Consider the following 12104-nt stretch of genomic DNA (forward strand, 5'->3'; position numbering starts at 1 on the left):
TAATTATCAAATATTTTTCTGAAAACAAACGAATTCTTCACTTAACATTCACCTCCGGATGAATCTCTATACCAAACTTCTGCTTCACATCCTCCTGGATGGTCTCACAGAGTTTTACGATTTCCTCGCCCGTAGCGCCGCCACGATTCACTAGCACCAGTGCCTGCTTATCATGCACACCGGCCCGTCCCAGACTCTTTCCCTTCCAGCCACACTGATCAATCATCCAGCCAGCCGGAATCTTTTCATGAGATTCATCGATTGTATAATGAGGCATACCCGGATAAAGAGCAGCCAGTTCTTCGTACTTAGCCTTCTCTACAATAGGATTCATAAAGAAACTGCCTGCATTACCCAACACCTTAGGATCAGGCAATTTTGCCTCTCTAATTTCTATGATGACATCACGAAGCTGCTGGGCTGTAGGCTCAGCAATACGCTTAGCCTCGAGCGCAGAACGGATATTACCATAATCCAGATCCGGACAGAAGGTCTTCTGCAAACGGTAAATCACATGCGTCACCAGATACTTATCCTTCCACTCATGCTTAAATTTACTCTGACGGTAACTATACTCGCAGTCAGCATTATCAAACACCACTACTCTGCCCGTAGCTATCTCAACCGCTTCCACCTTATATATAATATCCTTAGCTTCCACACCATAGGCACCGATATTCTGAATCGCACTGGCACCTACTTCACCCGGAATAATACTCAGATTCTCCGCTCCATGATAGCCATGCTCTACGGCATAAGCTACCACATCATCAAACACCTCGCCACTACCACAGGAAAGGAACACCCAATCCGGATTGCACAAAGCATCATCCCCCTCTGCAGCTGTCAAAGTCTTGTTGTCAAGAACCTCAATACCCATAATAGCCGAATGGAGTACTGTACCTGCATAATCACCGGTCAGCAAGAGATTGCTACCACCGCCCAAAATGAGCAGTGGCTGATCTGCCTCTGTCAGCAAGCCCACTATCTGTCGGGCTTCCTCAACCGATTCATACTCCAGAAATCTGCTGCATTTGGCATCGATGCCAAACGTATTGTGAGCCAAAAGGCTGTAGTTACGAATATCCTTCATATCTGGTTAAAACTATTACTACTAACTAAAAAGCTACATATTCAGTTTGATCAGTTCCCATTTTCCTCCAATCTTTTTGAAAGTAAGAGAGGTTTCCATACCATTGGCAATACCACGGATCACGAAGATTTTCTGGTTGCTCTCGGTATATTTCTGACCATAGATTATATTGTAAATCATGCCGTGAGGCAGTACTGGCGCAAAGGCAGGCCATGTTTCCGGTTCTATATCGCCTGTCATCGTACTGAAATCATCATCAGGATCAGGACCGGTAAACTTCACCGGATTATGGATGTGGCGAGCCTGGAAAGCGGTATCAGTTGCAAAATGGCCGTAAAACTTCAGGAAACTGGCATTATTATTCTGATACATAGGCTTGTAGCAGATGCTAGTCATCATCCACTGGCCATTGATGCGATTAAACACGAACTGCTGAACTGTCTTTTTACTATAGAACACCTTTTCTATTACTACATGATCGATAGTAGTATCCTTCATCAGTTTCATCTGTTTCTGATTATCAAAGATCAGCGTGTAATAATCCTGGCGCATGAAGAAATGCTCCATCTTCCAATGATTTTTTTCTATCTTCTTGGTCAGTTTCTTACCGTGATATACCGGCAGCGGGAAGACAATACGACTTTTCTGCAACTTTCTGTTAGCTGCAAAATTAAACACGAAATCATCAAAAAGCTCGTCAGCCGCCTTTGGCATCGGAGTCTCCTCTATCAGCTGTTCTGTAGAGTCCATCGCTTGGGTGTCGGCAATCACCGTATCAGATGAAGCCGAATCAATGGCAGGCGCAGGCTTCTTGTCTGTGCATCCCACAGACGTGAAACAAACGATGGTAAGCACCGCCATTAACACCGTTAATAAACAGAGTTTTTTCATAAACCTATTAAATTTCTCAAATTTTCCATGCAAAAGTACAACTTTCTTTTGAATTATTTCATCTTTTAAGCAAAAAATGTTATCTTTGCAGTCAAAAAAGATAAAAATATAGATATGTTATTAGAAAAAATAGACGAACTCTTGAAAGAAGTGAGCACTTTGACTGCCCAAAACGCAGAAGAAGTAGAGCAGCTTCGAATCAAGTATCTGAGCAAAAAGGGCGAGATTAACGCCCTTATGGCCGACTTCCGCACAGTGCCAGCCGACCAGAAGAAAGAGGTTGGTGTAAAAATCAACGAACTGAAGAACGCAGCCCTTGAGAAGATCAACGGACTGAAGGAGCAGATGGAAGAAGCTGAGGCATCAAGCGATGATATCGACTTGACCCGTACCGCCTACCCTGTAGCACTCGGTACCCGCCATCCACTCACCGTGGTGAAGAATCAGATTATCGACATTTTCGCTCGCATGGGCTTTACTCTTTTCCAGGGTCCTGAGGTAGATGACGACAAGCACGTATTTACGATGCTCAACTTTGCTGCCGACCACCCAGCCCGCGATATGCAGGACACCTTTTTTATAGAGAAGACCAACAGCGACGACGTTACCAAAAATGTGCTTCTCCGCAGCCATACATCTAACGACGAGGCTCACTATATGGAAACCCATGAGCCACCTATCCGTGTGCTCTGCCCAGGCCGCGTTTACCGTAACGAGGCTATCAGCGCCCGCGCTCACTGTTTCTTCCATCAGGTAGAAGGTCTCTATGTAGATAAGAACGTAAGTTTCACCGACCTCAAGCAGGTGCTCCTTACCTTTGCCCGTGAGATGTTTGGTGCAGATACCAAGATTCGTCTCCGTCCTAGCTACTTCCCATTTACAGAACCTAGTGCCGAGATGGATATCTCCTGCAACATCTGTGGCGGTAAGGGTTGCAACTTCTGCAAGCATACCGGATGGGTTGAGATTTTAGGTTGCGGTATGGTTGACCCTCATGATCTTGAGGCTTGCGGTATCGACAGCAATGTCTATACGGGTTATGCCTTCGGTATGGGTGTTGAGCGTATCACCAACTTGAAATATCGCGTGAGCGACCTTCGTCTCTTCTCTGAGAACGATACTCGTTTCTTGCGCGAGTTTGAGTCTGCGAAGTAAAAGATTCTCAACATATAAATTAATTTATGACTATGAAGAAAAATTTAACTAAACCTGTCATCGCAGTCCTGTTGGGCGCCTTGACATTCAGTTCTTGCATCGGCTCATTTGGTCTGACAAATTCCGTACTTGACTGGAACAAGAGAGCAACAGACAACAAGTTTGTAAACGAGATTATCTTCGTGCTTATCTCTCCAGCTTACGCAGTATGTTCATTTGCAGACCTTCTCGTTATCAACTCTATCGAGTTCTGGACAGGCGACAAGGTGATTGGCCAGGTAGGAACTACTAAGGACGTAATGGGTAAGGATGGTCGCATGTATGCCATCAAGACATTGAAGAATGGCTACGAGATTACTGACCCAGATGGTGAGAAATCATATTTTGTGTTCGACAAGAAGCACAAGAGTTGGTCATACAGCAAGGATGGCGATATCCGTGAGCTTTTCAGCTTCAACGAGGATGGCAGCATCCAGGCTTGCTTGCCAAGTGGCGAGAAGATCAACGTCCCAGCAGATGCCAATGGTTTATACCAGGTTCGCATGGCTATGAATGATGGTTTGTTCTATGCATTCAACAAGTAAATAATCATAACAATTCCAGCCCGATAAAAGTCTCTTTTTATCGGGCTTTTTCATGATCCTCTTTCTCTTTTCCTAAGCAAGTTCATAGTTCTCCGTTTCCAACCAAACTCTCCTTAAAATGTCCAAATGCAAAAAAGTGTTTAATACAAAACAAGAAAGTGCCTTCACCACCCTTCACCCGTAACTCTCTGACCATCAAAAGAATCGCCAAAAAGGTGAAGGGTGAAGGTTTGAAAACTCTTTTTTATATATACGCGTGAAGGGTAAGGGTAAAAACCGAAAAAAAGACCCTAGGGTCAAAAATCGGAAAAACCCTAAAATAAAGAATATAATATAAAGATTAAAAATACACCCTTCACCTTCACCTCCCAAAAATCACATCCAAAATTCTGTTCTGCATGCAACAGAAAATCATCTGCAGCAATCTGTGCCGGGATATATAATCAGGAGAAAAATCTCTTTCGGAGATATCATTTTATCTTTCGGAAATATCATTTTATCCTTCGGAGATAATTTTCTATTCTTCGGAAATATTTCTTCGAATTGCAAGATAAGGCATAAAAATATAATTTTCGCCTACTTTATTTCCCGAATCCACACAATTGTCACAAATCGCATAGTTATGAAACAGAAAAGAATGTATCTTTGCAGCATCAATCATAAAGGTTGATGTAGTTATGGTCTCGTCATGACTGCCAAATCGGGCTGACGCAAATGCATTACAACCAGTGACATTCATCAAAACTTGCAACCATCTACAATATTTTTCAGTTTTTCTCGTTAATAAAAGTATGAAAAATAGATTATTGATACTCACAATATGCCTCATCGCAACCATAAAGATGATGGCGCAGGAGTTTACCCTTCACGGCAAAGTGGTAGACGAGAACAATCAGCCACTGGAGTTTGCCATCGTTTCGGTGGCTAGCCAGGGAAAGACTGCCGTTACTTCGCTCAAGGGAGACTATAGCCTCAAACTGCATTCTGCAGACAGCGTGGTAGTCAAATTCTCATATATCGGCTTCAAGACAAAAACAAAAGTGCTGAGAAGACCGCGAGGAAAACAAACCCTGCAGGTGGTACTTCGCGAAGCATCCACCACCCTCGATGAGGTGAATATCAAGGGAGAGAAAATACAGTCGGACCAGATACAGGAGCTGAAGACTAAGGACATGAAGATGACGCCATCTGCCAACGGAAATGGGGTGGAAAGTCTGGTTCAGCAACAGGCTGGCGTGAGTACCCATAACGAACTCTCTTCGCAATACAATGTACGTGGCGGTGCCTTCGATGAGAACTCAGTATACATCAACAACGTAGAAGTATTCCGCCCATTCCTGGTTCGCAGCGGACAGCAGGAAGGCCTCTCCGTCATCAACCCTTATATGGTAGATAAAATCGGTTTCTCAACCGGAGGATATGCTGCCAAATACGGAGACAAGATGAGTTCGGCTCTCGACATCACCTACAAAACCCTGAAAGCAAAAAGCAAGAAGCCGGTGGTTGAAGGCAGCCTGGCTGCCAGTCTGCTGGGTGCTGATGCATACATAGGTCTGGGAACCCAGAAGCTTTCATGGCTCAACAGCGTGCGCTACAAAACCACCTCTTACCTGCTCGGTTCGATGGAAACCAAAGGCGAATACAAGCCAAACTATCTGGACTATCAGACCTATCTGAGTTACCAGCCCAACAAACGCTGGAAACTAGACTTCATAGGCTACATCTCTGATAATCACTACAACTTCGAACCGGAAGACCGGGAAACGAAGTTCGGAACAATGGAAAACGTAAAGAGCTTCAGAGTATATTTTGACGGTCAGGAGAAAGACCGCTTCCTCACCTACTTCGGTACACTCGGCATTACCCGCCAGTTTACAGCCAACACCAGTCTCTCGCTTCTGGGCAGTGCTTTCTATACCAAGGAACAGGAGAAATATGACATTCAGGGTCAATATTGGCTCGATGAGACCGAAACCTCAGAAAACCTGGGTGTAGGTACCTATTTCGAACATGCCCGAAACTATCTTACGGCTCGCGTGATGAGTGCCAAACTGATGCTCAAGCACAAGGTGAAGAAACATCAGATGGAAGCGGCAGTAAGTCTGAAGCGTGAACATATCGAGGAGAATTCTGTAGAATATGAGATGCGTGATTCCGCAGGATACAGTATTCCTCACAATGGCAAAGACCTCTATATGGTTTATTCACTGAAGGCTCGCAACGAACTGAATGCCAACCGAATGGAAGCTTACATCCAGGACACCTACCGTTTTTCGGGAGGAACAGCCGACAGTACCGGTAATGGACAGACACATTACACCCTGAACTATGGTATCAGAATGAGTCATTGGAATTTCAACAGAGAAACCATCGTGAGTCCTCGTCTGTCGCTCGCCATCATACCAGCCAACCACGAAAATACCACTCTCCGTTTTGCGGCAGGTCTGTATTATCAGGCTCCATTCTTCAAGGAATTGAGAGATACATCTACGGTGAACGGCATAACCATCGCATCGCTGAACGAGAAAATCAAGAGTCAGCGAAGCATCCACTTCATCGCCGGCTACGACTATAGGTTCAAGCTAGGAGACCAACGCTATAAATTCTCTGCCGAAGCCTATTACAAGGCTTTGAGCAATCTGGTTCCTTATTCTGTAAGTAACGTGAAGGTAGTTTATTACGGACAGAACGAATGCAGCGGTCATGCGGCAGGACTCGACTTCAAACTCTACGGAGAATTTGTTCCGGGTACCGATTCCTGGCTCAGTCTTTCGCTCATGGATACAAAGATGAAACTGGGTGGCAAGAGCATCCCTTTGCCTACCGACCAGCGTTATGCGGTAAACCTCTTCTTCACCGATTATTTCCCGGGCAGCAAGAAGTGGCGCATGTCTTTGAAACTCGCCTTTGCCGATGGTCTTCCTTTTGCAGCACCCCACAGAGAGCTGGAGACCAACAGTTTCCGTGCCACCGCCTATCGCCGTGCAGATATCGGTATGAGTTATCAGCTGCTCGACAACAGCCGCCGGGAGAAGAAGACCTTCCTGAAGAATGTGATGTTGGGGGTAGATTGTCTCAACCTCTTCGGCATAGACAACGTAAACAGCTATTACTGGGTGACAGATGTAACCAGTCAGCAATACGCCGTACCTAATTATCTTACCGGCAGACAGCTCAATGCCCGCATTCTTTTGGAATTTTAGGACCAAATAATAGTGATTTTTCACATTATTCTAAATATTTAACCGTAGATAGTTCGCTATCTGCGGTTTTTTTCGTATCTTTGCGCCCGAATTATGCGATGACGGTTCGTCCGCTCATTCCATGGATTCAGGAAACCATTCTATAAAGAATAAAGAAATAATACATAATAATCAATTATGAGCAAACAAGTAGAAAAGATTAAGGAGCTGATCGCTAAGCGCGAACAGGCTCGTCTTGGCGGTGGCGAGAAGGCCATCGAGAAGCAGCATGCACGTGGCAAATATACCGCTCGTGAGCGTATCGAAATGTTGGTAGATGCCGGCAGTTTCGAGGAGTATGATATGTTCAAGTTGCATCGTTGCACTAACTTTGGCATGGAGAAGAAGCAGTACCTCGGTGATGGTGTTGTAGCTGGTAGCGCTACTATAGCCGGCCGTCTGGTTTACGTATATGCTCAGGACTTCACCGTAAATGGTGGTTCACTCTCTGAGACTATGGCACAGAAGATCTGCAAGGTAATGGATATGGCTATGACTATGGGTGCACCTGTTATCTGCATGAATGACTCAGGTGGTGCTCGTATTCAGGAAGGTATCTGCGCCCTCGCTGGTTATGGTGAGATTTTCGAGCGCAACATCCTCGCTTCTGGTGTCATCCCACAGATTTCTGCTATCATGGGCCCTTGCGCCGGTGGTGCCGTTTACTCTCCAGGTTTGACCGACTTCATCATCATGAAGGAGCAGACTTCTTACATGTTCCTGACTGGTCCTAAGGTTGTCAAGACCGTAACTGGTGAGGACATCGATGCAGAGCACCTCGGTGGTGCATCTGTTCACGCAACCAAGAGTGGTGTAACCCACTTCGCTGCTAAGACTGAGGAAGAGGCTATCGAGATGATCAAGAGCCTGCTCTCTTACATCCCTAGCAACAATACAGAAGAAGCTCCACGCGTAGAGTGCACAGACCCTATCGACCGCATGGACGATACTCTGAACGAGATTATCCCAGACGATCCAAACCAGGCATACGATATGTATAAGGTGATTGGTGCAGTAACCGATAACGGAGAGTTCTTCGAGGTTCAGCCTAAGTTCGCCAAGAACATCATCACAGGTTTCGCCCGCTTCAATGGTCAGAGCGTTGGTATCGTAGCCAACCAGCCAGCAGCTTACGCAGGTGTACTCGATGTAAACGCTAGCCGCAAGGCAGCCCGCTTCGTTCGTTTCTGCGATGCCTTCAATATTCCTATCGTATCTCTCGTTGACGTACCAGGATTCTTGCCAGGTACAGGTCAGGAGTACAATGCTGTCATCCTCCACGGTGCACAGTTGCTCTACGCTTACGGCGAGGCTACCGTGCCAAAGATTACTATCACATTGCGTAAGAGCTATGGTGGTAGCCACATCGTGATGGGTTGCAAGCAGTTGCGTGCCGACTTGAACTTCGCTTGGCCATCTTCAGAGATTGCCGTAATGGGTGCCAGCGGTGCCGTTGCCGTTCTCTGTGGTAAGGAAGCCAAGGCTAAGAAGGAAGCTGGCGAGGATGTAAAGGCATTCCTGGCTGAAAAGGAGCAGGAGTATACTGACAAGTTTGCTAATCCATATCAGGCAGCTCAGTATGGTTACATCGATGATGTCATCGAGCCACGTAACACCCGTTTCCGCATCTGCCGTGGTTTGGCTCAGCTCGCTACCAAGCGTCAGAGCTTGCCAGCTAAGAAGCATGGCTGTATGCCAATGTAATATAGAAATGTTGAATGTTGAGTGTAGAATGTTGAGTTATATACAGACTCAACATAACAGAAGGGCGCAAGCCTAATTCAACACTCAACAATCAACACTCAAAATTAAAGTAAAAACGAATGGATAAGAATATTTATGCTGCGATTGCCATGGCACTCTATGAGTATCAGGGCAATAACGTACACGACAAGGAGCCTGGCATCATCACTATCAAGCCACGTCAGACGATGTGGAACGCCAAGTTCTTGAGTTTAACAGCTAAACCATAATGTAATAGAAATGAAAGAGTTTAAATATACAATTGACGGAAAAGAATACAAGGTTCAGATTGACGCTGTTGAGGGTAACATCGCAAGCGTGAACGTGAATGGCGAAGCTTACAAGGTTGAAATGGAACAGGAGGCTGAGCCAGAGAAGAAAAAGGTTGTGCTCGGTCAGCCAGCTGCAGCATCTGATGATGCTGAGGCTACTCCAGCTGCCAACGTAAATACAGCCAATGCTGTAAAGGCTCCTCTCCCTGGTACTATCACCAGCATCGAGGTAGCTGTTGGTCAGGAGGTAAAGGCAGGTGATACTGTTGTCGTTCTCGAGGCTATGAAGATGCAGAACAACATCGAGGCTGAGAAGGATGGTAAGGTTACTGCTATCTGCGTAAAACCTGGACAGGCTGTGCTCGAAGAGGATGCACTCGTAGTTATCGAGTAAATCAAGAATTTGAGAATGAGAGAATTATACTTCCTGATTCGGGAATTTATAAAGAATATCAAAGGTCGCAAGCTGTTAATTGTTTGCGACCTTTTTCTATACTGCTGTATGAGCATAAACTGCTATACAAAGTAATTTTTTTACTAAAGAAAAAAGACATAAAGTACAATAAAATGATAGATTTAACAGAAGAACAGATAGAAAGATACAGCCGCCACATCCTCCTTCAGGATGTAGGCCTCGAGGGACAGGAAAAGCTCCTCAATGCCAAGGTACTCATCGTGGGTGCTGGAGGATTGGGGTCCCCAGTTGCCCTCTACCTCGCTGCAGCTGGCGTGGGACATATCGGTATCGTGGATGCCGATGTGGTTGACCTCAGTAACCTGCAACGCCAGGTTATCCATCAGACCAAAGACTTGAATACTCCTAAGGTGGAAAGCGCCAAGGAGAAGATGATTGCCATCAATCCTGATGTAGAGGTGACAACATATCATACTTTCCTCGCCTCAGACAATGCCGAGGAAATCATCAAGCCATGGGATTTCATCATCGATTGCACCGATAACTTCCCGGTGAAGTTCCTCATCAATGATGCCTGTGTGCGACTGGGCAAGGCATTCTCGCATGGCGGCATCCTGAGATTCCAGGGGCAGACCTTCACCCATCTGCCAGGCACGGCTTGTTACCGTTGTTTCTTCAAGGAGCCACCTCCAGCAGGCACTGTTCCTACCAGTAGCCAGGCAGGAGTCCTTGGTGCCATCGCTGGTATGCTCGGAACCATCCAGGCTGCCGAGGCGTTGAAGTACTTCCTCGGTGTGGGCGAACTGCTCACCGACCGATTGCTCACCTTTGATGCCAAGACGATGAACTTCCGCACCATCAAGGTAAAGAAGCGTGCATCCTGTGAAATCTGCGGCGACCACCCTACCATCGATCATCTCATCGACTACGAGCAGGCTGCGTGTGATTTGAAACACCACTAAGATTTAGTGATTATTTTCGAATAAACACATATAACAAAAAGCAAAGTCACAATACCCAGCTCTATCAGCTAGGTATTGTGACTTTTTTTCAGAACCGTCCCCAAGCCCAACAAAGAACAAAAACCTTGATTATAAGATACTTTAAAAACATTTCTCCCATTTTTCTTGCATGATTCAGATAATAATCGTATTTTTGCAGCAGATAAAATACGCAAGCTTATGAAAGAGAAAAGATATCCTATTGGCTGGCATCCGGCTAATGAAGAAGAAGCCATGGCTAGGATTGAAGCTATTGAGGCGGAGTATGAAAGGACAGGTGTTAGCTATAATGAAGAAGAGTTTTTCAATAAACTAAATGAAGAACGAACATGGTCAAATGCAGATGACTTTGAAAAAGAACTAACGGCACAAGACCCGTGGCTAGAAGATTGGAAACGTTCTATCAGTATAGAAGATTTTAGAAAGAACTGCAAGAATAAACTGAATAAGCTTTTTCCGTAACTTTCCTCCCGTATTCCTTGCACTATTTTTGCAGCGACATAAATAACAATATAATTAATAGGAGGAACAGAATTATGGCACTAGCAATAAAAGCAATACCAACACTCTATGGTGAGGAAGCTAGTCGTTTCCAAGAAATGGCAGACGAAACAGAGCGCAAATATGATAATACCCCATGGCACTCATGCCATGGGGTATCATTATTATTGAAGGTGAGGCTTTTTAGTCTGCCCAAATGCTGCCACTTGCATCGCGATAGTCACTAACCGATCCTTCGCTATAATCCTCTTCCTTTGCTTTCAATATTTCAGAGCCCGCGAGGATAGATATAGTCTCCATTTGGTAGACATTCAGTTCTGGCTTTATATATTCTTTCTTTTTCATAATTCTCAGTTCTTTTTATTTGATGATAACTTTCATTGTCTTGCTGCCACGCTTCACGATGTTGATGCCCTTCTGAGGAGCGCTGAGGCGATTGCCCTGCAGGTCATAATATACAGCCTTATCGTCTGCAATGGTGTTGAGGCTGTCGATGGCTGTTGTGTTGTCACCGATGGCGATGCTGAACATCTTAGCACCAGCAGATGATGAAGTGTTGTCTACCATGTAAGCACGGAAAGGCTTGCTGCCCACCTGTGTTGTGCTTGTGTTCTCCAACAGCTTGGTAGGGTTCATCAGTTTGTCGCCCTTCACGATGTAGCAGTTGTTGTCAGCAACCTTGTCGAACACCTTCTTTGTATAGAGACCCTGGAGCAGATAGCTACCATCAGCAGCAGATACTACCTTTTGCGCAATCTCCTTGTTGGCTTCAGAGATGCTGAAAGTGGTCTCACCATTGTTCATCTTGATGATAACAGGAGTGCCTGCTGTGATGCTTGTCTCAATCTCTTCGAGCTGAATGGTGCTTGTGCTCTCGTTAGCCGAAAGCAGTTTGAAGGCACGGAAGTTCTTATCTGCAAGCGACACCTCGAAAGGCAAGCAGAGCGTTGCCCATGTGGTGCCTTCCTTCATTTCACGGCTATAAGATGCAGCCTTGGCTGAGAACGGTTCGTAAGCCACAAAGTCCTTTTCATCGTCAAGAGCAAGACTCGCTGCTGTAAGAGTTTCTCCTGATGCCCCAATCTTTTCGTCGCCATTCTTACCTACCAGCTTGCTGAAGTAGCCAGTCTTGTAGTTGGCATATTTGTAGTTGGTCTTGCTACCGTCATAGCCGTTGAGTTTTTCGCAACCATAGAACATATCATTA

The 12104-nt window shown here is 45.4% G+C and carries 12 protein-coding genes; 8 read left to right on the forward strand and 4 right to left on the reverse strand.

The window, feature by feature from the left end; translation table 11 throughout:
• Nucleotides 1-37: 37 nt before the first annotated feature.
• Nucleotides 38-1093 (reverse strand): UDP-N-acetylmuramate dehydrogenase, encoded by a 1056-nt coding sequence (gene murB, locus RCO84_RS07550; RefSeq protein WP_317584597.1) that lies wholly within the window; start codon nucleotides 1091-1093, stop codon nucleotides 38-40.
• Between the two features lie 33 nt (nucleotides 1094-1126).
• Nucleotides 1127-1984: a DUF4348 domain-containing protein gene (locus RCO84_RS07555; protein WP_144150651.1), complete on the reverse strand. Its 858-nt coding sequence runs from the start codon at nucleotides 1982-1984 to the stop codon at nucleotides 1127-1129.
• 114 nt (nucleotides 1985-2098) lie between these two features.
• Here RCO84_RS07555 and pheS point away from each other — a divergent pair, with 114 nt between their 5' ends.
• The 8 genes from pheS (at nucleotide 2099) to RCO84_RS07595 (ending at nucleotide 10858) form a co-directional block, all read left to right on the forward strand.
• Complete coding sequence (gene pheS, locus RCO84_RS07560; protein ID WP_117586270.1) at nucleotides 2099-3139, forward strand: phenylalanine--tRNA ligase subunit alpha; 1041 nt, start codon at nucleotides 2099-2101, stop codon at nucleotides 3137-3139.
• A 32-nt stretch (nucleotides 3140-3171) separates the two neighbouring features.
• Nucleotides 3172-3723, forward strand: coding sequence for a DUF3332 domain-containing protein (locus RCO84_RS07565; protein ID WP_040552794.1), 552 nt, complete (start codon nucleotides 3172-3174; stop codon nucleotides 3721-3723).
• A 791-nt stretch (nucleotides 3724-4514) separates the two neighbouring features.
• On the forward strand, nucleotides 4515-6926 hold the full coding sequence (locus RCO84_RS07570; RefSeq protein WP_118140723.1) for a TonB-dependent receptor: 2412 nt from the start codon (nucleotides 4515-4517) through the stop codon (nucleotides 6924-6926).
• A gap of 177 nt (nucleotides 6927-7103) precedes the next feature.
• Nucleotides 7104-8669: an acyl-CoA carboxylase subunit beta gene (locus tag RCO84_RS07575; protein ID WP_117726979.1), complete on the forward strand. Its 1566-nt coding sequence runs from the start codon at nucleotides 7104-7106 to the stop codon at nucleotides 8667-8669.
• Between the two features lie 119 nt (nucleotides 8670-8788).
• Nucleotides 8789-8938 (forward strand): hypothetical protein, encoded by a 150-nt coding sequence (locus RCO84_RS07580; RefSeq protein WP_176425588.1) that lies wholly within the window; start codon nucleotides 8789-8791, stop codon nucleotides 8936-8938.
• A 10-nt stretch (nucleotides 8939-8948) separates the two neighbouring features.
• Nucleotides 8949-9374, forward strand: a complete 426-nt coding sequence (locus tag RCO84_RS07585; protein WP_022120280.1) for a biotin/lipoyl-containing protein — start codon at nucleotides 8949-8951, stop codon at nucleotides 9372-9374.
• 173 nt (nucleotides 9375-9547) lie between these two features.
• Nucleotides 9548-10357: a HesA/MoeB/ThiF family protein gene (locus RCO84_RS07590; protein WP_317584600.1), complete on the forward strand. Its 810-nt coding sequence runs from the start codon at nucleotides 9548-9550 to the stop codon at nucleotides 10355-10357.
• A 219-nt stretch (nucleotides 10358-10576) separates the two neighbouring features.
• On the forward strand, nucleotides 10577-10858 hold the full coding sequence (locus RCO84_RS07595) for a hypothetical protein (RefSeq protein ID WP_317572375.1): 282 nt from the start codon (nucleotides 10577-10579) through the stop codon (nucleotides 10856-10858).
• 222 nt (nucleotides 10859-11080) lie between these two features.
• Here the strand turns inward: RCO84_RS07595 and RCO84_RS07600 are convergent, their stop codons facing one another.
• Nucleotides 11081-11242, reverse strand: coding sequence for a hypothetical protein (locus RCO84_RS07600; protein ID WP_287586085.1), 162 nt, complete (start codon nucleotides 11240-11242; stop codon nucleotides 11081-11083).
• A 15-nt stretch (nucleotides 11243-11257) separates the two neighbouring features.
• On the reverse strand, nucleotides 11258-12097 hold the full coding sequence (locus tag RCO84_RS07605) for a hypothetical protein (RefSeq protein WP_317584601.1): 840 nt from the start codon (nucleotides 12095-12097) through the stop codon (nucleotides 11258-11260).
• Nucleotides 12098-12104 lie beyond the last annotated feature (7 nt).

The organism is Segatella copri (assembly GCF_949820605.1).
Classification (GTDB): Bacteria; Bacteroidota; Bacteroidia; order Bacteroidales; family Bacteroidaceae; genus Prevotella.